The sequence below is a fragment of the Streptomyces sp. NPDC107546 genome (assembly GCF_055639175.1).
On record NZ_JBVKBA010000028.1, the window covers coordinates 55,320 to 80,148 of the forward strand.

The window sequence follows — 24,829 nt, forward strand, 5'->3', positions numbered from 1 at the left end:
CCGTTCCGGCCTCTCACGCTGATGCGTCCCGGCCTCTGACGGTGATGCCTTCCGGCACCCGATGGTGGTCCGCCCCGGCCTCCGGCGGTGGTCTGCCCGCGCACCGCTCCGTGCCTGGTCACGGCACCCGCTGCAACTGATCGCTGACAGCGAACAAGGGTCGGGGAACAATCGAATCCTCTCGTGCATTGAGTCTGCACAGCTCAACTTGACTGCCGAAGGGGAGATCATGGCTTCGACGTCCTCACCGCTCACCCTGCCTGTGCTGCCGCTCGACGGCGAGGTTGTGCTGCCCGGCATGGTGGTCCCGCTGGACCTGAGCGACTCCGAGGTCCGCGCGGCGGTGGAGGCCGCCCAGGCGGCCGCCCGTTCCGAGCCCGGAAAGCCCAGGGTCCTGCTCGTCCCACGCATCGACGGCACCTACGCCGCCACCGGTGTCCTCGGCACCGTCGAGCAGGTCGGCCGGCTCGCGGACGGCGACCCGGGCGCCCTCATCCGCGGCCTGGGACGGGTGAAGATCGGTGCGGGCACCACCGGGCCCGGCGCGGCGCTCTGGGTCGAGGGAACACGCATCGACGAGACGGTTCCCGACCCGCTGCCCGGCCACGTCACCGAACTCGTCAAGGAGTACAAGGCCCTCGCCGCCAGCTGGCTGAAGAAGCGCGGCGCCTGGCAGGTCGTCGACCGCGTCCAGGCCATCGACGACGTCTCCGCGCTCGCCGACAACTCCGGGTACTCGCCCTTCCTGACCACCGAACAGAAGGTCGAACTCCTGGAGACCAGCGACCCGGTGGCCCGGCTGAAGCTGGCCACCCAGCAGCTCCGCGACCACCTCGCCGAGCAGGAGGTCGCCGAGTCCATCGCCAAGGACGTCCAGGAAGGCGTCGACAAGCAGCAGCGCGAGTTCCTGCTGCGCCGCCAGCTGGAAGCCGTCCGCAAGGAGCTGCGCGAGCTCAACGGCGACACTCAGGAGGGTGAGGAGTCCGACGACTACCGCGCCCGTGCGGAGGCCGCCGACCTGCCCGAGAAGGTCCGTGAGGCCGCGCTCAAGGAGGTCGACAAGCTCGAGCGCACCAGCGACCAGTCCCCCGAGGGCTCCTGGATCCGCACCTGGCTCGACACCGTGCTGGAGATGCCCTGGAACGAGCGCACCGAGGACGCGTACGACATCCGCGGCGCCAGGGGCGTCCTGGACGCCGAGCACGCGGGCCTCGAGGACGTGAAGGAGCGCATCACCGAGTACCTCGCGGTGCGTAAGCGGCGCGCCGAGCGGGGTCTCGGCGTCGTGGGCGGCCGCCGCGGCGGCGCCGTGCTGGCGCTCGTCGGCCCGCCCGGCGTCGGCAAGACCAGCCTCGGCGAGTCCGTCGCGCACGCCATGGGCCGCAAGTTCGTCCGCGTCGCCCTCGGCGGCGTCCGCGACGAGGCCGAGATCCGCGGCCACCGCCGTACGTACGTCGGCGCCCTGCCCGGCCGTATCGTCCGCGCCATCAAGGAGGCCGGTTCCATGAACCCGGTCGTCCTGCTCGACGAGATCGACAAGGTGGGCTCCGACTTCCGCGGCGACCCGGCCGCGGCCCTGCTGGAGGTCCTGGACCCGGCGCAGAACCACACCTTCCGCGACCACTACCTGGAGGTCGAACTCGACCTGTCGGACGTGGTGTTCCTCGCCACGGCCAACGTCCTGGAGGCCATCCCGGAGGCGCTCGCCGACCGCATGGACATCGTCCGCCTGGACGGCTACACCGAGGACGAGAAGGTCGTCATCGCCCGTGACCACCTGCTCCCGCGCCAGCTGGAACGGGCCGGCCTGAACAAGGACGAGGTCACGATCGACGAGGCCGCGCTGCGCAAGCTCGCCGGCGAGTACACCCGCGAGGCGGGCGTGCGCACCTTGGAGCGGTCCATCGCGCGGCTGCTGCGCAAGGTCACGGCCCAGCACGAGCTCGGCGAGCGGGAGCTGCCGTTCACCGTCCGGGACGAGGACCTGCGCGGGCTGCTCGGGCGCCCGCACCACGTGCCCGAGTCCGCCCAGGACCCGGCCGAGCGGCGCACCGCGGTCCCCGGTGTGGCGACCGGCCTCGCGGTCACCGGCGCGGGCGGGGACGTCCTGTACGTGGAGGCGTCGCTGGCCGACCCGGAGACGGGCGCGGCCGGTCTGACCCTGACCGGTCAGCTCGGCGACGTGATGAAGGAGTCCGCGCAGATCGCCCTCAGCTTCCTGCGCTCCCACGGCGCCGAACTGGAACTGCCCGTCGGCGACCTGAAGGACCGGGGCGTGCACATCCACTTCCCGGCGGGCGCGGTCCCCAAGGACGGCCCGAGCGCGGGCGTCACGATGACGACCGCGCTGGCCTCGCTGCTGTCGGGCCGGCTGGTCCGCACGGACGTGGCGATGACCGGTGAGGTGTCGCTGACCGGCCGGGTGCTGCCGATCGGCGGGGTCAAGCAGAAGCTGCTCGCCGCGCACCGGGCGGGGGTCACCACGGTGATCATCCCCAAGCGCAACGAGCCCGACCTGGACGACGTCCCGGCGGAGGTGCTGGACAAGCTCGACGTCCACGCCGTCACGGACGTCCGCCAGGTCCTGGAGCTGGCGCTGGCGCCCGCCACGAGCGACGCGACGCCGGAGGTTCTGGTGGCGGCGTGACGGACGCCGCCGGATGAGGGAAGGCCCGGGTTTCGTGAGGGAGGCCCGGGCCTTCGCCATGGACCGGTGCTGCCGTTGGTCTACGCCTGCGAAATACTGGCGCAGCTGCGGTGACGGCGACCTTCGGCGGAAACTTCGAGGAACGGGACAGCGGACCAGGTGACTGACGTGCAAGAGGACGGAAACGGCGAGCGGGGTCCGGTGGACCCGGACGCGTCGGCGGAGGGTGCGGACCGGTCCGGTGGCGCGAACCAGGAGTTCCTGGCGCTGGAGCGCGAGCTGACCGTGTTCCTGCGGCGCGCCCGCGCCAACGCCGGCCAGATGGCCCGGGAGGTCCACCCGGACCTGGAGTCCGCCGCGTACGGGCTCCTCGTACGGCTGGACGAGTGCGGCCGCCAGCGCGCCACGGAACTCGCCGCCTACATCGGTGTCGGCAAGGCCACCATGTCCCGCCAGCTGCGCGCCCTGGAGGAGCTGGGTCTGGTCGCCCGGGAGCCCGACCCGGCCGACGGCCGCGCCTGGCTCGTGCACCTCACGGAGGAGGGCCACCGGCGCGTCGGCCTCGTCCGCGAGGCCCGCCGCGCCCGCTATGTGCGCCAGCTCGCCCACTGGGACCCGCGCGAGGTGGCGGAACTGGCCCGGCTGCTGCACCAGTTGAACCAGGGCATGGACAAGCAGTAGCCGTACGGGTGCGGCAGCCCTACGAGGGCGCCGGCCCTACGGGGCAGGACCCTACGGCTCCACGTACACCACCGTCGCGTCGTCGTGCGTCTTGCTGCGGCCGAGGTACGCCCGTTCCTCACGGTCGGCGCTCTCCAGCGCCCGTACGCGCTCCACCAGCGCCGCCGCGCCCTCCTTGCGGACGACCGTGAACAGATCCGTCCAGTCGCCCTGGCGGAACTTCTCCGTCCAGCGCGTCGCCCCGTCCGTCAGGCCCACCAGGGCGCGCACCCGCCCCCGCGGCAGTTCCCCGGTGACGGCGCGGGCCGCGACCGAGGGGTCCGCGGCCACCGTGAAAAAGCCGCCCTCCTTGTTGCGGACCGTCGCGTCCACCAGCGCGTCCGTGGCCAGCACCGCGCGCGGGAGGCGGGCGAGGCGGTCGTCCAGGAGGGCGGTGACCGTGCCGTCGGGGGCCTCGACGAGGAGCGCCGAGTCCGACAGGACGAGGTACTCCACCGCGGCATCGGACCAGCGGGCGAGGACCACGGTCGCCTGGGGCGTCCGCGGGTGAGAAAGCTCACAGGTGGCGGAGTGGGCGTCGGCGGTGCGGAGAACGGCCTCCGCCAGGATCTCCGCCAGTGTCAGATCCCGGTGGGAAACGGACAGTTCGGTCAGCAGACCGCCCAGGCGCGCGCAGAACCAGGGGACGGAATGCAGACAGCCGTCGTCGCCGGCCGGCGGGGTCACCCCGTCCAGGACGACCAGCGCCCCGCCCTGCCCTGAGGCCGGAAGCGCGAGCGCGGCGAAGTCCTCGTTCGGGTGAGTCGCATCGCCGGGTTCGGACGTCAGCTCAATACGCATCCAGCCAGTCTGCACGAGGTCTTCACAAGGTCCACGAAAGGCTGTCAACGGTCGCCGAATCGATGCGAGCGCGCAGGTCAGCCGCCTGGTTTGGTACGGAATAATCGCTTCCGGTGAAGCGTGGTGGCGAATATTGCCAAAGTGCGCCGCCGACGTCCAACCGGCCCACCGCGCAAGGCCTCCGCACGGGCCAGAGGAACTTGCCCGCCAACTCCCCACCGATGTTCACTCCTTCGGGTGGCGGGTCAGGCGAAGCGGGACCTCTGCCCACCGGCACTGGGAGGGTCGGAAGCCGTCGTACCGGGTCGGCATTCCCGCTGACGGAACGTCACCCCGGGCCCATGGGTACACGAGTGAGGAAGTGCGAGCACCGGTGCAGAAGACGCGGCCTCGGAGCACAGGCAAGCAGACGGCCCCCGCGCAGGGGGCCTCGTCCGAGTCCGCCGGCCACGGCCGCCCGGCCCATGTGCGCAATCGGCTGATCGTCGCCGTCGCCGTGGTCGCCGCCGCCATCGCCGGGGCCGGGGCGCCGAGCGTCGTCGCCGCCTCCGGGCAGCTGCACGACTCCCAGGGCCTCGTCACGCTCGCCGAGCAGACTCAGGACGCGCTCGTCCTCGCCCACTCGCTGGCCGACGAACGGGACGAGGTCACCTCGTACGTGGCCGCCGGACGCCCCGGGTCCAAGGCGCCCGCCGAGCAGCAGCAGGCCCGCGTCGACCGGGAGATCGAGGACCTGCGCGCCAACCCGGACCTCTCCGCGGGACTGCGCAAGGACCTCGACGACGTGGCCGCGGTACGGCGAGCGGCGCTCACCGGCAAGAACACCGCTCTCCAGGCGCATCAGGCGTACTCCGCCGCCATCACCGAGCTGCACGCCCTCGCCGAGCAGCTGGCCGAACAGATGCCGCCGCGCGCGGGCTCCGGCGCCCACTCCCTCGCCGAGCTCGACACCGCCGTGCAGCAGGCCGCCGCCGCCCGCGGACTGCTCCTCGCGGCCCTGAACATCCCGCACAGCACCCGGACCGTCATCAGCCCGGTCACCGGCCTGCCGACCACCACCAGCACCTCCTCGGCCGCCGACACCAAGCAGCGCGACGCGCTCACCGCCGCCGCCCAGCAGGCCGCCGTCCGCTCGGACGCGGCGATCGCCGGCTTCCACGACACCGCGCCCGCCGCGGCCAAGTCCTCCTACGACTCCACGGTCACCGGCCCCGAGGTGTCCTCCGCGGAGAAGTACCTCGCCTCCCTCACCGACCAGCCCACCCTCTCCGACAGCGACCTCGACCTGAGCACCAAGAAGGTCGACGCCGCGCTGTCCGCCCGCGTCGACCTGATGCGCGGCGTCGAGTCCTCCCTCTACGAGGCCCGCAGCAAGGACCTCGCCCAGCTGCGCGACGACGACGTCACCGCGCTGGAGATCCGCATCGCCGTCCTCGGCGCCCTCCTGCTGGTCGCCGTCGGCATCGCCATGGCCATGGCCCGCAGTCTCACCCGCCCGCTCGCGGTGCTCCGCCTCGGCACCGCGCGCGTGGCCGCCGACCCGGCCGGCGAGGAACCGGTGAAGTTCACCGGCCGCAACGACGAGTTCGCGCAGGTCGTCCGCTCCGTCAACGCCCTGCACGCGCACGCCGTCGCCCTCCAGGAGCGCCTTTCGACCCTGGAGACCGACCGCAGGCACCTCGTCGGCCAGCGGCAGACCATGGCCGACGAGCGCGAGAGGCTGCGCGCCGAACTCGCCCAGGCCGCCGCCCACCTGCAGCAGGTCCGGCACAGCATCCACTCCACCTTCGTCAACCTCGCCCTGCGCACCCTCGGCCTGGTCGAGCGCCAGCTGACCGTCATCGAGGGCCTGGAGGAGCGGGAGCAGGACCCGGAGCGGCTGTCCACGCTGTTCAAGCTCGACCACTTCGCCACGGTCATGCGCCGCCACAGCGAGAACCTCCTCGTCCTGGCCGGCGCCGAACACGTCCAGCAGCACGCCGGGTCGGTGCCGCTCGTCGACGTGGTGCGCGCCGCGGTCAGCGAGATCGAGCGCTACGAGCGCGTCCGTATCGCCGCACTGCCCCCGCACGCGCACGTCGTCGGGTTCGCCGCCGACGACCTGTCGCACCTGGTGGCCGAACTCCTGGAGAACGCCACCTCGTTCTCGCCGCCCGACGTCCCCGTCGAGATCTCCGGCTGGCTCCTGCAGAGCGGCGAGGTGATGCTCTCCGTGCAGGACGAGGGCATCGGCATGGCCGCCGAGCGGATGAGCCGGCTCAACGCCCGGCTCGCCGCCTTCGACCCGGAGGACTCCTACGACCAGGAGAGCGGCGAGGGCCTCGGGCTCGGCCTGTACGTGGTGGCCCGCCTCGCCCACCGGCACGGGGTGCGGGTGCAGCTGCGGGAGCAGAAGCAGGGCGGCATCGCGGCCGTCGTGGTCCTGCCGAAGCCGCTGCTCGCCGAGGCACCGGCCGCGGCCGTACCCGCCGGGACCCCGGTGGCCGGGGGAGTGCCCTCCTTCTCGCTGCCCGGCGCGGACGCGGAGGTCAACTCCAACGTCCTCAGCGGCCGTGCGCGGCTCGCGCCGGGGAGGCCCGGGGGTGACGAGGACCCTCTGATCACGGCGGCGGAGGAGGCCGTACGGGAGCGGGAGGAGAGCGAGCAGCGGCAGGAGCCCGCCCACGGTGAGGAACCCGTAGGGGACGACTGGGGCGCACCGCGAGCCGAACCCGCACCGGACGACTGGGGCGCACCGTACGCCGAGTCCGTACGCGAGCCCGCCGGCCCGGAGCCCGCCGTGGAGCCCGAGTTCGGTCCCGAGACCACGATGGAGCTGTTCCTTCCGTCGCCCCGCGTGGAGCCGTCGCCCCGGGCGGAGGAACCCGCCGCGACCGCCGACATCCCCGCGCAGGCGGCGGCCGACCGCTACGCCATCGGCTCGGAGAGCCACGAACGCACCGTGGACGACGGCGAGCCGCGCCCCCCCGCGCAGCCGCCCCACACCACCGCGCCGCAGCCGCCCGTGCCGCAGCCGCCGGAGGCGCTCCAGCAGCCCGAGGTGCCTCAGGAGCCCGAGCCCCCCCGGCTCACCGCCAAGGGGCTCCCCAAGCGCACCCCCAAGATCTCCGCGCCCGCTCCGGCCCCGCGGCCGCGCGCCGGCGGTGTGGACGCCGAGGCGCTGCGCCGCAGGCTCGGGGGGTTCCACCGGGGAGCCAAGGAGGGCTTCCGCCACGTCGAGGCGGAGATCTCCGAGCGGACGGGGGAGACCAAGGCACCCGGGCACCGGCCCACGGCCTCACCTCAGCACACGACACCCGGCACCGCACAGGACGTTGAATCATCGGGGGGCACAGTCGAGGAGGCAAGCAGTTGACCGCGTCCAGTACCTTCGGACTGAGCAGTGAAGCCCGTAACCTGCACTGGCTGCTGACCAACCTGGTGGAGGAGGTGCCCGGCATCCTGTCGGTCGCGGTGGTCTCCTCCGACGGCCTGCTTCTGCTCTCGTCCGACCCCGGCCGGGTGGTGGAAGCCCGCGCCGGCCGCGACGGAAGGCCCAGCGGCCCCAAGGGGTCCGCCGCCGACCTCGCCACCATCGTCTCCGGCATCGGCAGCCTCACCATCGGCGCCGCCAAGCTGATGGACGCCGGTCGGGTCAAGCACACGATGGTCGCGATGGACGAGGGCAGCCTGTTCGTCATGTCCATCAGCGACGGCTCCCTGCTCGGCGTGCACGGCTCCGCGGACTGCGACATGAGCGTGGTGGCCTACCACATGGCGCTCTTCGTCGGCCGGGCCGGACACGTCCTGACGCCCGAACTCCGCAGCGAGCTGCGCAGGTCCCTCGAGGCCGAGTCGGCAGGGAGCGCCCGATGAGCGGGACACAGAAACTTCCCGTCCGCGGCGGTGAGCGCAAACCCGCCCGCGTACGCCCCTACTCCCTCACCGGGGGCCGTACCCGCTTCGGCCATGTCCTGCTCGTCGAGACCTTCGTCGCGGCCCTGGACGCCCCCGAGGAACGGCGGGAACTGACGAATGGTTCACTGTCCACCCGCGTGATGCCGGAGATGCGGGCCATCGTCGAACTGTGCCGCCGTATGCGCACGGTGGCGGAGATCGCGGCACTGCTGAAGATGCCGCTCGGGGTGGTCCGCGTGCTCCTGAGCGACCTCGCGGACCAGGGAAAGATCCGTGTGTACGGAACCGGTCACGGCACGGGAGCGCCGGACCGCGCTCTGCTGGAAAGGGTGCTGAGTGGACTCCGTCGTCTCTGACGCCGCCCCGGGCGTCGACCGACTCGTCGAGCCCGACGAGGAACTGAAGGCCTGGCAGACGGACCGTACGCGTGCCCCGATAGCCACGAAGATCGTAGTGGCGGGCGGCTTCGGTGTCGGCAAGACCACGCTGGTGAGCGCCGTCTCGGAGATCACGCCCCTGCAGACCGAGGCGCTGATGACCGAGGCCAGTGAGGAGACCGACGACCTCACCGACACCCCGGACAAGCTCACCACCACCGTGGCCATGGACTTCGGCCGCATCACGCTCGACGACGACCTGGTGCTCTACCTCTTCGGTACGCCGGGCCAGCAGCGGTTCTGGTTCATGTGGGACGACCTGGTGCGCGGCGCGATCGGAGCGGTCGTCATGGCCGACACACGGCGGCTCGCGGACTGCTTCCCGGCGCTCGACTACTTCGAGAGCAGCGGCCTGCCGTACATGGTCGCCGTCAACCACTTCGACGGCAGTGAGCGGTTCGAACCCGAGGATGTGCGCGAGGCCCTCACTATTCCCGCACACATACCTGTCATGATCATGGATGCGCGCCGCCGGATCTCGGTGATCGAGACCCTCCTGGCCCTCGTCGGCCACGCGCTGGACGTCACCCCCGAGTAGTCCCCCGGCAGTGAGCGAGCCGAAGGGGCGCGCCGGTGTCGAAGGACCATGGGGCTCCCCCTGCTCGAGCGAAGTCGAGAGCTTGGGGGAGCGCGGAGGCCCGAAGGGCTGAGCGCGATCGGGCCCTCGACACCGGCTTCAGCGCCCCGGAGGCGAACGAGCCAAAAGATAGGGAGCACCACCCGCATGCGGAAGATACTCGTCGTCGGAGCCGGCCAGTCCGGACTCCAGCTCGCCCTCGGCCTCCAGTCGCACGGGTACGAGGTCACCTTGATGTCCAACCGGACCGCGGACGAGATCCGTACCGGTCGAGTCATGTCGACGCAGTGCATGTTCGACACGGCGTTGCAGCACGAGCGCGACCTGAAGCTGAACTTCTGGGAGTCCCAGGCCCCGAAGATCGAAGGACTCGGCGTGTCCGTCGCCGCTCCCGGCTCGTTCGATCCGGGTCCGTCGCAGCGCGCGATCGACTGGGTGGCGAAGCTCGACGGGTACGCGCAGTCGGTCGACCAGCGGCTGAAGATGGCCGGCTGGATGGAGACGTTCGCGCAGCGCGGTGGCCAGCTCGTCATCCACGGCGCGGCGGTCTCCGACCTCGACTACTTCTCCCGTACGTACGACCTGGTGCTGGTGTCGGCCGGCAAGGGCGAGCTGGTGTCGATGTTCGCCCGGGACCCGGAGCGGTCCCCGTACAGCGAGCCGCAGCGCGCGCTCGCCGTGTCGTACGTCCACGGCCTCGGGCCGCGCCCCGAGCACCCGGACTTCGACGCGGTCCGCTGCAACCTGGTTCCGGGCGTCGGCGAGCTGTTCGTCATGCCGACGCTCACCACCTCCGGCCGCGCGGACATCCTGTTTTGGGAGGGCATACCCGGCGGCCCGCTCGACGTCTTCAAGGGCGTCAAGGACCCCGGCGAGCACCTCTCCCTGACCCTGGAACTCATGGAGAAGTTCACTCCCTGGGAGTATGCGCGGGCCACCAAGGTGGAGTTGACCGACGCGGGCGGCACGCTGGCGGGGCGGTACGCGCCCACCGTGCGCAAGCCGATCGGGCGGCTGCCCGGTGGCGGACTGGTGCTCGGCGTCGCCGACGTGGTCGTGGCGAACGACCCGATCACCGGGCAGGGCTCCAACTCGGCGTCGAAGTGCGCGGCCGCGTATCTGGCCTCGATCCTCGAACGCGGGGACAAGGAATTCGACGAGGCGTGGATGCAGCAGACGTTCGACCGCTACTGGGAGACGGCGCGCCACGTGACCAAGTGGACGAACGCGATGCTGGGCGTGCCGCCGGAGCACGTGCTGAACCTGATCGGAGCGGCGGGGGCCATGCCGCCGGTGGCGCACCGGATCGCCAACGGGTTCAACGATCCCTCGGACTTCGAGAACTTCTTCTACGAGCCGGAGAAGGCCGAGGCCTACCTGGCGTCGGTGGCAGGCGCCTGACCTGACGCCTCCGGGCGCACGGTGGCGGACGCCGTCGGCCCCTCGGCCGTCGGCGTCCGCTCCGCGTCGGGCGCACCGGAGGCCGGGGCCGTCCGCTCCGGGTCGGGCGCACCGGAGGCCGGGGCCGTCCGCTGGGCCGCCGCGGCCGTTTCCTGCTCGTACCGGGCCAGGGCGGCCAGCTGTTCGGGAGTGAGGGAGGCGAGCCGCTTCTCGACGTCCTTCAGCCGCTGTTCGACGTCCTCCCGCGCCTTCTTCTGCTGGTCGGTGAGGGTGAGCTGGTCGTCCAGCGCCTTACGGGCCGCGCGGGCCAGGGCGTCGGCGCTCCTCTCGGCGACGGCCAGCTGGTTCACGGTCGCGGCCCGCTCCCGCGTCAACTGGCCGATCAGATGGCCCTCGTCGAGCGCGTGCTGCGGATCGCGGGCGAACAGCAGGCGTACGTACGGGGAGAGGGACGTGCTGCCCTGGTACTGCTGTCGGGCCAGCCGGCCGGCCGCGACGCGGCTGCTCTGCAGGTCGAGCCGGGTCCTGGCGAGCTGCCCGTCGAGTCGGGCCACCTCCGCCTGGCGCTGCTTCAGCTTCTCGGTGGTGGCGTTGTAGGTCCCGGTGGCCTGCTCCGCCGCACGGTAGAGCTGCTGAAGATCCGTCAGGAGCTGGGCGACGGGTGGGGTGCTCGGCTGGACCGCGGTGGTGGGGGCGGGGTCCGGTGAAGCCGTGGCGCTGAGGGTCGGGTCCGGTTGCGCCGTGGTGCTGGGAGTCACGTCCGGCGGGGGCGTCGTGCTCGGCCGGGTGTCCGGCTGGGCCGTGGTGCTCGGGACGGGGTCCGGCTGGGCCGTGGTGCTCGGGACGGGGTCCGGCTGGGCCGTGGCACTGGGCACGGCGTCCGGGACGGCGATCTCCGGCGCGGCGGCGAGCAGGGCCCACGTGGTCACCGCCGCCGTACCCGCCAGGCGCCGCAACCTTTCTGACATGTCATCACCTCCGGATGCCGGATGGTCCCTCCACCTGGCACCGGCAGGATGAGACGGGTGCGGCCCGTGCGCGCGCCGAGTGGTCGGTTCGGCGCAGCAAGGTCACTCGTGGGCGGTGTCCGGGCCGCCTCCCGGCGTGGCGCCCGGCGTCCGGCGTGGCTTCGACCAAGGCCACCGCAGACGCCCGCCGGTGTCCCCCTCCGGGTCGTACTCGTACTTCCAGCCCGGGTGGAGACCGAACCTGCCGCTCGGACCCGCCTGGACGCGACGGTAGACGAGGACGGTGGGCGGACCGCCGGCCGCGTCCGGGACCGGCACGCGGTACGTCTTCGGGGGGTGGCCGGTGAGGCCGAGCAGGACGGGCAGGACGCGCCCGTCCAGGGGGCCGCCGACGAACGGGGTGTCTTGGCTCTTCACGGCACCAGTGTCACAGCAGGTGACCGGCGTCGCCGAGCACGGGCAGGACGCGCCGGGCCAGGGCGCCGACCGGGCCCTCGGCGCTCTCCAGGGCCAGCGCGGAGCGGACCACGGCGGCGGTCTGCGCATCACGTCCCGCGGTGGCCACCAGTCCGGCCACGAACTGCTCCACCAGCCAGTCCCGCAACTCCTCGACCGGGGGCTGCTTGTCCTGGTCGAGCCAGATGAGGGAGGCGGCCTCGACGGAGGTGATCCACATTCGTACGGTCATCCGCAGCCCGGGGCCGGGGTCCTCGACGCCGAGGTGGTTGAGGATGTGCTCGGCCGCGGCCCGGCGCACGCCGTCGACTATGGCGGTGGTGCGGGACGTCTCGACCACGCTGCCGCCTTGGAGCAGGGCGCTGAAACCGGCGTCGTGCCGGGCGACGAAGGCGAGGTAGCGGTCGAGGGCGCGGGCGAGGCGGTGGCTGAGCGGGCCCTCGGGGGGTTCGGCGAAGCACTGCCTCAGGTCGTCGGCGGCGGAGTGGAGGGCAGCCTCGTAGAGCTGCTGCTTGCCGCCGGGGAAATAGCGGTAGACGAGGGGGCGGGAGACGCCGGCCGCCTCCGCCACGTCGTCGAGCGAGACCTCCTCGGGGGCGCGGTGCGCGAAGAGGGTGAGCGCGGCGTCGAGGAGTTGCCTGCGGCGTTCTTCCACGCTGAGCCTTCGGTACGCGCGCGTGCCGGCCTCGGAGGTCATGTTCGCAGCGTAATCGTGTTGCCGGGAGGACGAGGCACCCGGAGCTGCAGCGGTCGTGCCGGGGGCTGCGCCCCAGACCCCCATCGGCCTGACCGGCCTCGTCCTCAATCTCCCCCACGCTCGCCTTCGCTCGAGCGGGGCGATCCCTACGACGGGCTGAAAATGCCGGCCCGAACCAGAGACGTACTCATGCCAGCAACCCCGACGACCTCCACAGCCGTCGGCCCACACCCCTGAGCACCCCGATGTCGTCCAGGAAGTCCGTCAGCTTCTTCGCTCCCGTCTGCATGATCTCCCGGCGGTGGCCGCTCGCCCTCACCTGGGCCATCGCCTCGCGCTTGTCCAGGCCCACGTTCGTGTAGACCTCCGGGTTCACGAAGGCCACCGAGAACACCCGTGCGAACTCGCCGGACGTGATGCGGGTGAACTCCTGCGACCACCGGGGAGCGGTCAGCATCTGGCGGCGCAGTTCCTCGCGGGCGTAACGGACGTGGCGGGCCTCCTCGACCACGTGGATACGGGTGACCCCGCGGATCAGGGGTTGCACCCGATCGTCGGGGAACGTCAGCCGCTGCATCCAGTCCAGGACCTCCTCGCCCAACAGCGTGGCCGTGAAGGAGCCCGGCGTGGTCGAGATCGTCTTGAAGACGCGGCCCAGGTTCTGGTGCAGCCGGCTCACCGGGTACCAGGGCGTGTCGCCGTGCGCGATCAGCCGGGCGAACATCTTCGAGTGCCGGCACTCGTCCTCGATCTCGGTCAGCGCGTACCGCACGTGCGCGCTCGTCGCCGCCTTGTCGTAGATGTGTCGGACCAGCAACTGCATCAGGATGATCTCGAACCAGATGCCGAGCGAGGCGAGCGCCGCGGCCTCGTGCTGGGAGAGCCGGATCCGCTGCTCCTCGCTCATCCGCCGCCACAGCGGTGTGTCGTACAGCGACACCAGCTCCGGGGGCCAGAACCACTTTCCTTCCTCGTAGGGCGCGTCCCAGTCCAGTTCCTCATCCGGGTCGAAGGAGTGTTTGGCGGAGGAGGCGAGGAGTCGCTCCGCCACCTGCTCCCGGTCCTTGAGCAGTCCGAGCGCGTCGCGCAGCACGTCTGCCTCCGTCACGGTCGTCATCGCTGTGCCCACCACCTCGTCGTACGGGCCGCCTGTTACCCGCGGTCACCGTCTTATGAGACTGCTTGTCAGCAAGGTCGTCAATCCCTTGCGTTCCACTTGTTGACGCCGCGTCTACCTCATGTGAGCGTGTGCTCATGCCGACGTTTGAGCTGTACGCCAAGGAGCCGGAGGAACCCCTCTGGCAGGTGCCCGCGAGTGGCGCGGCCCGCTTCAGCTGGGAGTACGACGACGGGCGCGACCGGCTGCTGGCCCTGTACCAGAAGGGCAAGGACAAGCAGTGGGACGGGCAGAAGCGGATCGACTGGGACCTGGAGGTGGACCCGTACGACGCGCTCGGCACGCCGGACGAGGCGATGACGCTGTACGGGACGCCGTACTGGGCGAAGATGACCGACAAGGACAAGGGCGAGCTGCGCAGGCACTACGCCTCCTGGCAGTTCAGCCAGTTCCTGCACGGCGAGCAGGGCGCGATGGTGTGTGCGGCGCGGATCGTGGAGTCGGTTCCCGACCTGGACGCCAAGTTCTACTCGGCGACCCAGACGATGGACGAGGCGCGGCACGCGGAGATCTACGGCCGTTTCCTGCACGAGAAGATCGGGATGCTCTACCCGATCAACGACAACCTCCAGGCACTCCTCGGAGACACCCTGCGGGACAGTCGCTGGGACATGCCGTACCTCGGCATGCAGGTGCTCATCGAGGGTCTGGCGCTCGCCGCCTTCGGCATGATCCGGGACACGACCGACAAGCCGCTGCCCAAGCAGATCCTCGCCTACGTCATGCAGGACGAGGCCCGGCACGTGGCGTTCGGCCGTATGGCGCTGCGGGACTACTACAAGCAGCTCACGGACGCCGAACTGCGCGAACGCGAGGAGTTCGTCATCGAGGGCTGCTACCTGATGCGGGACCGGCTGCGCGGCGTGGAGGTGCTGGAGAACTTCGGCATCCCCAAGGCCGAGGCGGAGGCGTACAGCGAGAGGTCCGAGTTCCTCCAGCTGTTCCGCCAGTTGCTGTTCAGCCGCATCGTCCCGTGCGTGAAGGACATCGGCCTGTGGGGCAAGCGTCTCCAGCAGGCCTACGTCGACATGGGCGTCTTCGAGATGGGCGACTCGAACCTGGACCTGCTGATGGCGCAGGACGAGGAGATCGCCGAGAAGCTGGACGCGGAGCGCTTCGCGGCGGAGGAGAGGGAACGGGTCGCCGAGGTGGAGCAGGCGATCGAGGAGGGGCAACGTCTCGGCGGCTGATCACTCGATCGACGGGCGAATCGGCATATTCCCCTGGGTACGCTGGCTGTGCCAGGCAGACTCCGCCGCATGGGAGCAATCATGAGCGCCGGACGTGACTACGGGCTGGACGAGGACTACGAGTGGGCTCGTCCGCCGGAGGGTGGCTGGACGGCGGACGACCTCGACAAGCTTCCCAATCTCCCTCCGCACACGGAGCTGATCGACGGGAGTCTTGTCTTCGTGAGTCCGCAGACCGCTTTCCACTCGCGTGCCATGCGCTTGCTGGAGCACACCCTGCTGGCCCAGGTGCCGGTCGAGCTCGACGTCATCCGGGAGATGACCATCAAGCTCGACAAGCGCAATCGACCGGAGCCCGACGTCCTGGTCTTCCGTGCGGACGCCGATGCCGGTCCGCGGCAGACCTGGTACCGGCCGGAAGACGTCGTCATCGCTGTCGAGGTCGTCTCGGAGGACTCGGAAGACCGGGACCGGGAGGTGAAACCGCGGAAGTACGCGCGGGCGGGCATCCCGCACTACTGGCGCGTCGAAGAGAACCAGGGTCTTCCGGTGGTGTACGTCTACGAACTCGACCCCGCAACCCAGGCCTACGGCCTGACCGGCATCTTCCACGACAAGCTGGAACTGACCGTACCCTTCCCCCTCACCGTCGACCTCACCGCCATCAACCGCCGGCCACCGGTCGCCCCTCCCCCGGAGGGAACGACGTCCGCAGGGTGAACGCGTACTCCGTCGGCCCGTGCGCGCGGAGGTGAAGCAGCCGCTCCTCCGCCTCCGCCACCGTCGGGCGGTGGCCCGCCGGGACCCACCACAGGGCCGTCACGGCCTCTTCCAGCCGCTCGAACCACTCCCGGCGCCGCGCCAGCATCTCCCGGTGCTGCCCCTGGTACATGAACGCTGTCAGGGCGTTCGTGTCCCGCCAGGTCGACATGTTGATGATCAGCCACTCGTCACCGAGGACGGGGATGTCCGTGGCGTTGCCCGAGTCGCTCTGCAGCCGCCACACGAAACCGTCGGCCGCGTCCGCCGTCGCGTTCACCGGGTCCAGTGCCTCCACGAAGTCCTTCAACTGCGGTGAGTCCAGTGGTGCCTTGAGCCGGGCGATGTTGACCTCGGCGAGTTCGTGGGCGGAGTGCGGCTGATCGGTCGTCATGCACCGAACGGTAGGTCGGCGTCACGTCGGGTGACAGCCCCCGTCTCAGCAAGCGGACTTCAATTCCTACCGCTGGGGCGGGAGTTGAGCACCGCCTCCATCACCGCCTTCGCGATCGGCGCCGCGTCCCCGCCCCCGCTGACCTCCCCCTGCCGGCCCGCCGCGTCCTCCACGACCACCGCGACCGCCACCGCCGGCTCCAGCGCGTCGTCCGCCTGCGCCCAGGAGATGAACCAGGCATAGGGCTTCCCGGAGTTGTCGACGCCGTGCTGGGCCGTGCCCGTCTTGCCGCCGACTCGGGCGCCGGGGATCGCCGCGTTACGGCCCGTGCCCTCCTGCACCACGTCCGTCATCATCTCCCGCAGTTGTTCCGCGGTGGTGGCGCTCATCGCCCGGTGCAGGGTGCGGGGCGTGGCGGTGGAGACCGTCTCGCCGTCCTTGGTCGTCGTGCGCTCCACCAGGTACGGCGCCTTCACATCGCCCCCGCCGGCCACCGTCGCCGCGACCATCGCCATCTGCAGCGGTGTCGCCCGGGTCTCGAACTGCCCGATCGAGGACAGCGCCAGCTGCGAGGCGTCCAGCTTCGCGTCGAACGTGCTCGGCGCCACCGCGAACGGCACCCTCAGCTTCCGCTCATTGAAGCCGAAGTTCGCCGCCGTGCCCGTCATGTTCTTCAGCCCCACCTCCACGCCCAGCTTGGCGAACACCGTGTTGCACGACCAGGTGAAGGCGTACCGCAGCGACGCGTCCGCGCAGTCGTCGGTCTCGTTGGTCAGCTCGGTCGTCGAGCCGGGCAGCCGGTAGGGGTCGGGGGAGTCCGTCGGCTCGTCGAGGTCCGTCACCACTCCCGCCTCGAGGGCCGCCGCGGCCGTGACCACCTTGAACGTCGAACCGGGCGGATACGTCTGCCGGATCGCCCGGTTGAGCATCGGCCGCGCCGCGTCCCCGTTCAGCCGCTTCCAGGCCCGGGCCACGGACGGCGACGTCCCGGACAGCTCTCCGGGGTCGTACGACGGCGTCGAGACCAGCGCCAGGATCCGCCCCGTCGTCGGGTCGACCGCGGCGACCGCGCCCGCGCGCCCGGCCAGCCCCTGGTACGCCGCCCGCTGCGCCGCCCCGTTCAGCGTGGTGACGACATGGCCGCCGGGGATGCGCTTCCTGAGGACACCGTTCCACAGGGGAAACGGATCGAGCAGCGGGTCGGTGCCCGACAGCAGCGCGTCCTCGGTGTGCTCCAGCAGCGTTGTCCCGTACACCTGGGAGGCGAAGCCGGTGACCGGCGCGTACAGCGGCCCGTCGGTGTAGGTGCGGGCGTGGCGGAACATGCCGCCCGTGTCCCGGGACCCGGTCACCGGGCGGCCGTCCACCAGGATGTCACCGCGGGGACCGCCGTAGCGGGCGATCGTCTGCCGGCGGTTGGCGGGGTTGTCCTCGTAGCGGGCGGACTCGAGGATCTGCACCCGGGTGGCGTTCGCCAGCAGGGCGATCAGCAGTACCGCGCACAGGGCCGCCGCCCGGCGGATGTACCTGCTCACGAGGGGGCCGTCCGGTCGTACTGACCACGGGCCGAGTCGCTGATCCGGATCAGCAGCGCCACGATGATCCAGTTGGTCACCAGCGACGAACCGCCCTGCGCCAGGAACGGCATCACCATGCCCGTCAGCGGGATCAGGCCCGTCACCCCGCCCGCGATCACGAACACCTGGAGCGCGACGATCGACGCGAGCCCCACGGCGAGCAGCCGCCCGAACGGGTCCCGCAGCGCCAGCCCCGCCCGGTAGCCGCGCTCCACCAGCAGGGCGTAGAGCAGGAACAGCGCGCACAGGCCGGCGAAACCCAGCTCCTCGCCCGCCGTCGCCAGGATGAAGTCCGACTTCACGGCGAAGCCGATCAGCACCGAGTGGCCGAGGCCGAGCCCGGTGCCGAGCGCGCCGCCGGCGGCGAACGCGAACAGCGACTGGGCGAGCTGGCCCGCGCCCTGGCCCGCCTCGATCGACGCGAAGGGGTGCAGCCAGTCCTCGATCCGGGCGTGCACGTGCGGCTCCAACCGGCCCACGGCGAACGCGCCCGCCATCGCGAGCAGCAGACCGACCGCGATCCAGCCGGTGCGGCCCGTGGCGACGTACAGCAGCACCACGAACAGCCCGAAGAACAGCAGCGAGGTACCGAGGTCGCGCTCGAGGACGAGGACACCGACGCTCAGCAGCCAGATCGCCACCACCGGGCCGAGGACCCGCCCGGTGGGCAGCTGGAGCCGCCACACCCTGCGGCCCGTGAACGCCAGCGCCTGCCGGTTGGCGGCCAGGTACCCGGCGTAGAAGACCGCGAGCAGCAGCTTCGCGAACTCGCCCGGCTGGATGGAGAACCCGGCGACCCGAAGCCAGATCCGCGCGCCGTTCACCGCCGGGAAGAAGATCGGCAGGGTGAGCAGGGCGAGGGCGGCGCCCCCGCACAGGTAGGTGTAGCGCTGGAGCACCCGGTGGTGGCGCAGCAGCAGGACGACGGCGGTGAACAGCGCCACGCCGAGCGTCGACCAGGACAGCTGGGTGGGGGCCGCCCGGTGGCCCGGGGTCTCCAGGTCGAGGCGGTAGATCAGCACCAGGCCCACGCCGTTGAGCAGTACCGCGATGGGCAGCAGCAGGGGATCGGCGCAGGGGGCGCGCAGCCGCACCGCGCCGTGCGCGAGCAGCGCGAGCACGCCGAGCCCGGCGCCGTAGCGGAGCGCGCCGGGCGGGAGGGTGCCGTGCCGGGCGAGGCCGACGGCGCAGTAGCCGTACACCGACAGCAGCACGGCGAGGACGATCAGGCCGAACTCGGTTCCCCGGCGCCGGGGCAGGCGCAGCGCGGGGGCGGGGACGTCCGCCGGCGTCACGGTCCTCGCTCCTGGCGTTCCGGGCGGGATCATGTGCGGAACGTAGCAAGCGGCGAGCGGTATGTCCCGTTATGCAGAGGCAATCAGCCCGATCCGGTACTCCTTGGTGTCTGCGGGAGGGAGAGCGTGGCCATGGCCCCGCCGTCCGGCGCGTTGGCGAACTCCAGCCGGGAGCCCAGCACCTCCGCCTGCCCGAGCGCGATCGTCAGCCCGAGGCCGTGCCCCTTCGCGCCGCCCTCGGTGCGGAACCGCTGCGGCCCGTGCGCCAGCAGGTACTCCGGATAACCGTCCCCGTGGTCCCGTACGGTGACCCGTGCACCGTCGACCGTCAGCACCACCGGGCCCCGCCCGTGCCGGTGCGCGTTCGCCACCAGATTGCCGAGCACCCGCTCCAGCCGCCGCCGGTCGGTCGCCACGCACGCGTCCCGCACCACCCGGACCTCGACCGGGGTGCCGGAGGCCCGCACCACCCGCTGCGCCAGCGGCGCGAGCCGCTCCTCGGCGAGCTCGAGGCGTTCGCCGCCCGCGTCCAGGCGGGAGATCTCCAGCAGGTCCTCGGTGAGCGTGCGCAGCGCCGCCACCCGGTCCCGCACCAGCTCGGTCGGCCGCCCGGGCGGCAGCAGCTCGGCCGCCGCGTGCAGCCCGGTCAGCGGGGTACGCAGCTCATGCGCCACGTCCGCGGTGAACCGCTGCTCGCTCAGCAGCTTGCCCTGCAGCGTGGCCGCCATCGTGTCCAGGGCGCCCGCCACCGCGGCCACCTCGTCCTGCGGGCGCGCCGGGTTCCTCGCGCGCCGGTCGTTCACGCGCGCGTCCAGGTCGCCCGCGCTGATCCGCCGTGCCACCTGCGCGGTGGCCTGCAGCCGCCGGGTCACCCGGGTCACCGCGAACGCTCCTACGCACAGCGTCGCGCCGCTCGCCAGCGCCGAGGACCACACGATCGCCTCGTCCAGGGCGTCGATGATGCGGGCGCCCTGCGCGTAGTCGACCTGCACGGCGAGTGCCCGTCCGCCGTCGGCCGGGCCCGCCGCCCACATCGTGGGCTGCGGATCGCCGGTGGCGACCATCGTGCCCCGGTACCCGTCCGCCGCCAGTTCCCGCAGCGGCGCCGGCAGTCCCGGCGGGTCGACGCCCGCACCGTGCGGCAGCCGGTCGCCCGCCTCGTACGCCTGCGCCGCCTCCGTCAGCCGGGCCAGCGCCCGGCCGCGGGCCTCGCCGACGGTCCGGTCGGTGACCTGGACGTGGACGAGCACGCCGAGCAGCGCGGCCAGACCACAGCACATGACGGTGATGAAGGCGGCCGCCTTCCAGGTCAGCGTGCCGGTCCAGCGCGGCAGCCGGCCGAGCGTGCGGCCGAGGGACCTCATCGGGCGCTCTCCGGCGGGACGGGCGTGGCCGAGGGGGAGACGGATGGGACGGGCGTGGCCCGGGGAGAGGCGGACGGGGCCGGCGTGACCGGCCGACGCGGGGGCGCGGTGCCCACCCGCACGATCTCGTCCCGGGTCGCCAGCATCGCGTGCTGGTGCGGATCCCAGGTCCACTCCGTGCGGAACTCGTAGCCCGGCAGCGTCGACGGCGAGCGGATGATCACGGTCCGGCCCGCCAGCTCCACGCCGATCACGCTGTCCGAGGTGCCCATGACCTGCACCAGCCGGTGGTGCTCGACGGTGTACACGCGCACCGCCAGCTGGTCGTCGGGGAAGCGGATGCCGAGCACCATGTCGTCCTGGCCGTCGCCGGTGAGGTCGCGGTAGTACGCCCGCAGGACCGGGCACCGCGGCCCCTTCGGGCCCGCTGCGCCGCAGTCCTTCAGCCGCTCGCGCGTCTCGGCGTACGCGGCGTGCGGGCCGGAGTACGCGTCCGGGTGCGCGGCGACCTCGGCGCGCACGACGTCCAGGGGATCCACCCGGCGGATGTCATCACCCGCAACGGTGATGCCCTTGACGGTCTCGGTGTCCGCCTCGCCGTAGTCCAGGGCGGGCGTGGAGGCGGGCGGCAGCTGGGGCCACAGCCGCACCGGGCCGACGGCGGTGGGGGTCGGGCCCGCGCCGCGCAGGGCACCGGAGTCGCCGCAGCCGGCCAGCAGCAGGGCGGCCACGGCGACGCCGAGGGCCGCGCGCACGCGACCGCCGGGGAACGCCGTGCACACGCGACGGCTGCTGGGGCACACGGGGCGTCCGTCCTTTTTGCTCACCTGATGACCGGTTGTTCACTCTACGACCGGCCAGTGAGGTTACTCCGCGAGTTCCTCCAGGAGGCGGGCGGTGTCCAGGCCCGCCCGCAGGTACTCCACGAACAGCTCGTTGTGCAGCGCCCAGGACCCGCGCCGGGCGCGGATCATGCGGATCGCCTCCTCGGGGGTGTGCCCGGCCCGGACCAGCGCATGCGCGACGACCAGACCCGAACGGTTGTACCCGTGGTAGCAGCGGACGAGCACCCGGCGCCCGTCCTCCAGCGCGTCGTCGGCGGCCTGCGCCAGTCGCATCACACCGGCGAGCTGCGTCCCGTCCAGCGGGCCGTCCGGGATCGGCCACACATGGTGCTCGACCCCGTCGTCAGGCCCGTGCCCGGGCAGCCGCAACAAGGTCAGCACCAGATCGAACTCATCACGTACGACGGCGAACTCCCGCTCCCCGGAGCGCCCCCTGAACTCGTGGCCGCCCATCCACAGACCGGGCACGATCTCGCTCCACGGGCTCTCGGGAGCCGGAACATCGGGTTGCTTTCTGCGGGTCCGCAACGGCGCCTCCCACCGAGTCCCCAACTGCTCACAAAGGTAGCCGGGTTCTTGCCCCCGGAGCACCCCGCCTGTTCCCATGGTCGAGGGGTGATGGCGCATGGACGGACTGCGCGTCGTACCGGCCTGGCGGCACGGACAGGAACGCCTGTACGTGTGCGGCACCGACGGGCGGAACATCGCCTGGTACGACCGCGAGACCGGGCGGGTCAACCTGCTGAGCGAGGACCTGCGCGAGGACGTGCTCGACGCGCTCGGCCCGTTCGTGACGGGCCCGGTGACGGTCGGGCCGCCCCCCGCGCCCACCCCCGCGGAGCTGGCCAGGCTCTCCCTCCACCCGGACGACGACCTGGCACCGAACCGGCCCGGCGAGGCCCTGCTGATCGCCCTGGACCGCGACCCGGGCCCCACCCACCGGCTGCGCCCGGACCCACGGCGCCGGGCGCTCGCCGCCGAGCAGGCGGTCGGTGAGGCGCTGGACGGTCTGGAGGGCGCGGGCTGGCGCACCCTGCACTCGGTGCCGCTGCCCGGCGGCGACCGCATCCACCACCTGGCGATCGGCCCCGGCGGCCTGTTCGCGGTGCGTTCCCTCCACGCCCGCAGGCAGCGGGTCCTGATCGCCGACCCGATGGTGACCGTGGGTCGCCAGGAGGCGCGGCCGCTGCTGCGCCAGGTGAGCGCCGACGCGGACCGGGCGTCGTACGCGCTGACGGCCGAGGTCCACCCGCTCCTGATCGTCACGGAGCCCGCCCGCCTGGAGATCACGACCCCGCTGCGCAAGATCCGTGTCCTGAAGGACACGGACCTGCCCGCCCTGGCCCGCTTGGGCGGCATGCTCAAGCCGGCGGACGTGGAGGCGCTGCACGCGATGGCACGTGACCGGCACACGTGGTCCCGGGTGTGACCGTAGGGCGACGGGACACAGCAGGGCCGCAGGGCAGGGGAACCGCTCGGCCTCAGGTCAGCGGAACCGCTCGGCCTCAGGGCAGTGGAACCGCTCGGCCTCAGGGCAGTGGAACCGCTTGATCCGGATCGCAGAGCGCGGCCATGAGGTCCCCGTACGCCTGCAACCGGGGAGCGATGTCCGCGGCGCGGAGGACGAGACTGCCGGGCGAGGCGCAGTCCCTCACCTCCTCCCAGGTCACCGGCGCCGACACGGTGGGCTCCGCCCGGGCGCGCAGTGTGTACGGAGTGGCGGTGGTCTTGCGCGCCGCGTTCTGACTCCAGTCCACGAAGACCTTCCCGGGCCGCAGACTGCGGGTCATACGGTGGACGACGAGGCGGGGCATCGCCTTCTCCGCCTCCACGGCGAGCTGCCGGGCGTAGTCCGTGGTCCGCTGCGAAGGCGTCTGTTCCACGGTGGCGAGCAGATGCAGCCCCTTGGAGCCGGACGTCTTCGCGTACGCCTCGATCCCGTCCGCCGCCAGGCGCTCCCGCAGCCACAGGGCGACCTCACAGCACTCGACGATCGTCGCCGGTGCGCCCGGGTCGAGGTCGAAGACCAGCCGGTCGGCGATGTCCGGCGTGTCGATGCGCCACTGCGGGGTGTGGAACTCGGTGACGAGGTTCGCCGCCCACATCAGGCTGGCCAGGTCCTGGATCAGCACCATGCGGGCCGCGCCCTCCGTACGCGGCACCTCGGCCGTGGTGACCCAGTCGGGCGTACCCGGCGGCACGTTCTTGGCGAAGAACAGCTGTCCGTCCGGCCCGTCCGGATAGCGCAGGAAGGACAGCGGGCGGTCGCGGAGGTGGGGCAGCAGGGCGCCGGCGGTGGTCGCGTAGTAGTGCAGCAGCTCGCCCTTGGTGAAGCCGGTCGCGGGATGGAGCACCTTCTCCAGGTTGCTGAGCGCCAGCCGTCGCCCCTCCACCTCTGTGATCGGCGTCATACGATGAGAATCCCACGAGAACCCTATGAAATCGCCCGACCTATCCGGAAAAGGGGCGGAACGTGCGATCCATCTGGAACGGCGCCATCTCGTTCGGCCTGGTGAGCATCCCCATCAAGCTGATGAACGCCACCGAGAACCACGCGATCTCCTTCCGTCAGATCCATCTGGAGGACGGCGGCCGGATCCGGTACCGCAAGTTCTGCGAACTGGAGGACCGCGAGGTGGCGCAGGCGGAGATCGGCAAGGGGTACGAGGACGCGGACGGCTCGGTCATCCCGATCACGGACGAGGACCTGTCCCATTTGCCCATCCCGACCACCAAGACGCTCGAGATCGTGGCGTTCGTCCCGGAGGACCTGATCGACCCGCTCCAGATGGACACGGCGTACTACCTGTGCGCGAACGGCACCCCGGCCGCCAAGCCCTACACGCTGCTGCGCGAGGCGCTGGGACGCACGGGGAAGGTGGCGATCGCGAAGTTCGCCCTGCGGGGCCGGGAACGGCTCGGAATGCTGCGCGCGGTCGGCGACGTCCTCGCCATGCACGCCCTGCTGTGGCCGGACGAGATCCGCGCACCGGAGGGCGTGGCACCGGAGGGGAACGTCACGGTCCGGGACAAGGAGCTGGACCTGGCGGACGCCCTGATGGACACGCTGGGGGAGGTGGACCTGGACGAGCTGCACGACGAGTACCGCGCGGCGGTGGAGGAACTGATCGCGGCGAAGGCGGAGGGCAAGGAACCGCCGACGGCGCCGGCGCCCGAGGGCGGCAAGGTGCTCGACCTGATGGCGGCGCTGGAGAAGAGCGTGCGCGCGGCCAAGGAGGCACGGGGGGCCGGCGAGCAGGGGGCGGAGCAGAAGGCCGAGGTCAGACGGTTGCCGCAGCGGAAGGCGGCGCGTGCGGAGCCGAAGGAGACCGGCGGGAAGAAGAGGGCGCCGACGGCGAAGAAGACGGCGGCGAAGTCGGGGACCACGGCGAACAAGACGGCGACCAAGCGCACCACGACCAAGCAGAGCACGACGAAGCAGACCACGACCAAGCAAGGCGCGACCAAGAAGACGGCAGCCAAGAAGACGGCGGCGAAGAAGTCACCGGCGAAGAAGGCGACCGCGAAGGGGGCCTAGTAGGACTCCGTTAGGTCTTTCTTGATCTTGGCGTGGCTCTGCTGGGCAGGGGTTGGTGGCAGGTGGTGCAGGTGCCGGTCCAGCAGTTC

Annotated in this window: 23 protein-coding genes; 11 read left to right on the forward strand and 12 right to left on the reverse strand. The window is 71.8% G+C overall.

The window, feature by feature from the left end; translation table 11 throughout:
- The first annotated feature begins 229 nt into the window (after window positions 1-229).
- The gene (gene lon, locus ACZ7L1_RS30635; protein WP_471441656.1) at window positions 230-2,647 is read left to right on the forward strand and encodes an endopeptidase La; all 2,418 of its coding nucleotides are present in this window, start codon (window positions 230-232) and stop codon (window positions 2,645-2,647) included.
- A gap of 168 nt (window positions 2,648-2,815) precedes the next feature.
- On the forward strand, window positions 2,816-3,328 hold the full coding sequence (locus ACZ7L1_RS30640) for a MarR family winged helix-turn-helix transcriptional regulator (RefSeq protein WP_471441711.1): 513 nt from the start codon (window positions 2,816-2,818) through the stop codon (window positions 3,326-3,328).
- Window positions 3,329-3,379: 51 nt separating this feature from the next.
- Here ACZ7L1_RS30640 and ACZ7L1_RS30645 read toward each other — a convergent pair whose 3' ends face one another.
- Window positions 3,380-4,168 carry a protein phosphatase 2C domain-containing protein gene (locus ACZ7L1_RS30645; protein ID WP_471441658.1) on the reverse strand — a complete coding sequence of 263 codons (789 nt, stop codon included), beginning with the start codon at window positions 4,166-4,168 and terminating at the stop codon, window positions 3,380-3,382.
- Window positions 4,169-4,541: 373 nt separating this feature from the next.
- Between ACZ7L1_RS30645 and ACZ7L1_RS30650 the strand changes: the two genes are divergently transcribed.
- The 5 genes from ACZ7L1_RS30650 (at window position 4,542) to ACZ7L1_RS30670 (ending at window position 10,480) form a co-directional block, all read left to right on the forward strand.
- On the forward strand, window positions 4,542-7,523 hold the full coding sequence (locus ACZ7L1_RS30650; RefSeq protein WP_471441660.1) for a sensor histidine kinase: 2,982 nt from the start codon (window positions 4,542-4,544) through the stop codon (window positions 7,521-7,523).
- A complete protein-coding gene (locus tag ACZ7L1_RS30655; protein WP_471441662.1) occupies window positions 7,520-8,023 on the forward strand; it encodes a roadblock/LC7 domain-containing protein in 504 nt (167 codons plus the stop codon). Before ACZ7L1_RS30650 ends, ACZ7L1_RS30655 begins: the two co-directional genes overlap by 4 nt.
- The gene (locus tag ACZ7L1_RS30660; protein WP_471441664.1) at window positions 8,020-8,421 is read left to right on the forward strand and encodes a DUF742 domain-containing protein; all 402 of its coding nucleotides are present in this window, start codon (window positions 8,020-8,022) and stop codon (window positions 8,419-8,421) included. Before ACZ7L1_RS30655 ends, ACZ7L1_RS30660 begins: the two co-directional genes overlap by 4 nt.
- On the forward strand, window positions 8,402-9,040 hold the full coding sequence (locus tag ACZ7L1_RS30665) for a GTP-binding protein (protein WP_468250881.1): 639 nt from the start codon (window positions 8,402-8,404) through the stop codon (window positions 9,038-9,040). The genes ACZ7L1_RS30660 and ACZ7L1_RS30665 overlap by 20 nt, the downstream gene beginning before the upstream one ends.
- Before the next feature lie 186 nt (window positions 9,041-9,226).
- Complete coding sequence (locus tag ACZ7L1_RS30670) at window positions 9,227-10,480, forward strand: styrene monooxygenase/indole monooxygenase family protein (protein ID WP_471441666.1); 1,254 nt, start codon at window positions 9,227-9,229, stop codon at window positions 10,478-10,480.
- Here ACZ7L1_RS30670 and ACZ7L1_RS30675 read toward each other — a convergent pair.
- The 4 genes from ACZ7L1_RS30675 to ACZ7L1_RS30690 all read right to left on the reverse strand — a co-directional run bounded on the left by ACZ7L1_RS30675 (window position 10,453) and on the right by ACZ7L1_RS30690 (window position 13,718).
- Entirely contained in the window at window positions 10,453-11,448 is a 996-nt protein-coding gene (locus ACZ7L1_RS30675; protein WP_471441668.1) for a coiled-coil domain-containing protein, read from the reverse strand. The genes ACZ7L1_RS30670 and ACZ7L1_RS30675 overlap by 28 nt on opposite strands.
- 102 nt (window positions 11,449-11,550) lie before the next feature.
- On the reverse strand, window positions 11,551-11,865 hold the full coding sequence (locus tag ACZ7L1_RS30680) for a hypothetical protein (protein WP_471441670.1): 315 nt from the start codon (window positions 11,863-11,865) through the stop codon (window positions 11,551-11,553).
- Window positions 11,866-11,875: 10 nt separating this feature from the next.
- The gene (locus tag ACZ7L1_RS30685; RefSeq protein ID WP_471441672.1) at window positions 11,876-12,601 is read right to left on the reverse strand and encodes a TetR/AcrR family transcriptional regulator; all 726 of its coding nucleotides are present in this window, start codon (window positions 12,599-12,601) and stop codon (window positions 11,876-11,878) included.
- A gap of 187 nt (window positions 12,602-12,788) precedes the next feature.
- Window positions 12,789-13,718, reverse strand: coding sequence for an AurF N-oxygenase family protein (locus ACZ7L1_RS30690; RefSeq protein ID WP_471441674.1), 930 nt, complete (start codon window positions 13,716-13,718; stop codon window positions 12,789-12,791).
- A gap of 137 nt (window positions 13,719-13,855) precedes the next feature.
- On the opposite strand from ACZ7L1_RS30690, the gene ACZ7L1_RS30695 reads away from it, so the two are divergent.
- Window positions 13,856-14,968: a ferritin-like domain-containing protein gene (locus ACZ7L1_RS30695; RefSeq protein WP_471441676.1), complete on the forward strand. Its 1,113-nt coding sequence runs from the start codon at window positions 13,856-13,858 to the stop codon at window positions 14,966-14,968.
- 81 nt (window positions 14,969-15,049) lie between these two features.
- Window positions 15,050-15,688, forward strand: coding sequence for a Uma2 family endonuclease (locus tag ACZ7L1_RS30700; RefSeq protein ID WP_471441678.1), 639 nt, complete (start codon window positions 15,050-15,052; stop codon window positions 15,686-15,688).
- Here ACZ7L1_RS30700 and ACZ7L1_RS30705 read toward each other — a convergent pair.
- From ACZ7L1_RS30705 to ACZ7L1_RS30730, 6 genes are all read right to left on the reverse strand, one after another.
- Complete coding sequence (locus ACZ7L1_RS30705) at window positions 15,633-16,121, reverse strand: DUF3291 domain-containing protein (RefSeq protein ID WP_471441680.1); 489 nt, start codon at window positions 16,119-16,121, stop codon at window positions 15,633-15,635. The two genes, ACZ7L1_RS30700 and ACZ7L1_RS30705, sit on opposite strands and share 56 nt — an antisense overlap.
- 59 nt (window positions 16,122-16,180) lie before the next feature.
- Window positions 16,181-17,656: a penicillin-binding transpeptidase domain-containing protein gene (locus ACZ7L1_RS30710; RefSeq protein WP_471441682.1), complete on the reverse strand. Its 1,476-nt coding sequence runs from the start codon at window positions 17,654-17,656 to the stop codon at window positions 16,181-16,183.
- Window positions 17,653-19,026: an FtsW/RodA/SpoVE family cell cycle protein gene (locus ACZ7L1_RS30715; RefSeq protein ID WP_471441684.1), complete on the reverse strand. Its 1,374-nt coding sequence runs from the start codon at window positions 19,024-19,026 to the stop codon at window positions 17,653-17,655. The genes ACZ7L1_RS30710 and ACZ7L1_RS30715 overlap by 4 nt, the downstream gene beginning before the upstream one ends.
- A gap of 50 nt (window positions 19,027-19,076) precedes the next feature.
- Window positions 19,077-20,357 (reverse strand): ATP-binding protein, encoded by a 1,281-nt coding sequence (locus tag ACZ7L1_RS30720; protein ID WP_471441686.1) that lies wholly within the window; start codon window positions 20,355-20,357, stop codon window positions 19,077-19,079.
- Window positions 20,354-21,160 (reverse strand): hypothetical protein, encoded by an 807-nt coding sequence (locus ACZ7L1_RS30725; RefSeq protein WP_471441688.1) that lies wholly within the window; start codon window positions 21,158-21,160, stop codon window positions 20,354-20,356. The genes ACZ7L1_RS30720 and ACZ7L1_RS30725 overlap by 4 nt, the downstream gene beginning before the upstream one ends.
- 63 nt (window positions 21,161-21,223) lie before the next feature.
- On the reverse strand, window positions 21,224-21,730 hold the full coding sequence (locus tag ACZ7L1_RS30730; protein WP_471441689.1) for a protein-tyrosine phosphatase family protein: 507 nt from the start codon (window positions 21,728-21,730) through the stop codon (window positions 21,224-21,226).
- A gap of 97 nt (window positions 21,731-21,827) precedes the next feature.
- Here ACZ7L1_RS30730 and ACZ7L1_RS30735 point away from each other — a divergent pair, with 97 nt between their 5' ends.
- Entirely contained in the window at window positions 21,828-22,631 is an 804-nt protein-coding gene (locus ACZ7L1_RS30735; protein WP_471441691.1) for a nuclease-related domain-containing protein, read from the forward strand.
- A 100-nt stretch (window positions 22,632-22,731) separates the two neighbouring features.
- Here ACZ7L1_RS30735 and ligD read toward each other — a convergent pair whose 3' ends face one another.
- Window positions 22,732-23,613, reverse strand: a complete 882-nt coding sequence (gene ligD / locus ACZ7L1_RS30740) for a non-homologous end-joining DNA ligase (protein WP_471441693.1) — start codon at window positions 23,611-23,613, stop codon at window positions 22,732-22,734.
- 62 nt (window positions 23,614-23,675) lie between these two features.
- Between ligD and ku the strand changes: the two genes are divergently transcribed.
- Window positions 23,676-24,740 carry a non-homologous end joining protein Ku gene (gene ku, locus ACZ7L1_RS30745; protein ID WP_471441695.1) on the forward strand — a complete coding sequence of 355 codons (1,065 nt, stop codon included), beginning with the start codon at window positions 23,676-23,678 and terminating at the stop codon, window positions 24,738-24,740.
- The last annotated feature ends 89 nt before the right edge of the window (window positions 24,741-24,829 follow it).

Coding starts and splice junctions, on each gene's coding strand:
- ACZ7L1_RS30660 (WP_471441664.1), top strand. CDS start 8,020: ATGAGCGGGACACAGAAACTTCCCGTCCGCGGCGGTGAGCGCAAACCC.
- ACZ7L1_RS30700 (WP_471441678.1), top strand. CDS start 15,050: ATGAGCGCCGGACGTGACTACGGGCTGGACGAGGACTACGAGTGGGCT.
- ACZ7L1_RS30645 (WP_471441658.1), bottom strand. CDS start 4,168: ATGCGTATTGAGCTGACGTCCGAACCCGGCGATGCGACTCACCCGAAC.
- ACZ7L1_RS30685 (WP_471441672.1), bottom strand. CDS start 12,601: ATGACCTCCGAGGCCGGCACGCGCGCGTACCGAAGGCTCAGCGTGGAA.
- ACZ7L1_RS30705 (WP_471441680.1), bottom strand. CDS start 16,121: ATGACGACCGATCAGCCGCACTCCGCCCACGAACTCGCCGAGGTCAAC.
- lon (WP_471441656.1), top strand. CDS start 230: ATGGCTTCGACGTCCTCACCGCTCACCCTGCCTGTGCTGCCGCTCGAC.
- ligD (WP_471441693.1), bottom strand. CDS start 23,613: ATGACGCCGATCACAGAGGTGGAGGGGCGACGGCTGGCGCTCAGCAAC.
- ACZ7L1_RS30675 (WP_471441668.1), bottom strand. CDS start 11,448: ATGTCAGAAAGGTTGCGGCGCCTGGCGGGTACGGCGGCGGTGACCACG.
- ACZ7L1_RS30735 (WP_471441691.1), top strand. CDS start 21,828: ATGGACGGACTGCGCGTCGTACCGGCCTGGCGGCACGGACAGGAACGC.
- ACZ7L1_RS30690 (WP_471441674.1), bottom strand. CDS start 13,718: ATGACGACCGTGACGGAGGCAGACGTGCTGCGCGACGCGCTCGGACTG.
- ACZ7L1_RS30720 (WP_471441686.1), bottom strand. CDS start 20,357: ATGAGGTCCCTCGGCCGCACGCTCGGCCGGCTGCCGCGCTGGACCGGC.
- ACZ7L1_RS30715 (WP_471441684.1), bottom strand. CDS start 19,026: ATGATCCCGCCCGGAACGCCAGGAGCGAGGACCGTGACGCCGGCGGAC.
- ACZ7L1_RS30695 (WP_471441676.1), top strand. CDS start 13,856: ATGCCGACGTTTGAGCTGTACGCCAAGGAGCCGGAGGAACCCCTCTGG.
- ACZ7L1_RS30670 (WP_471441666.1), top strand. CDS start 9,227: ATGCGGAAGATACTCGTCGTCGGAGCCGGCCAGTCCGGACTCCAGCTC.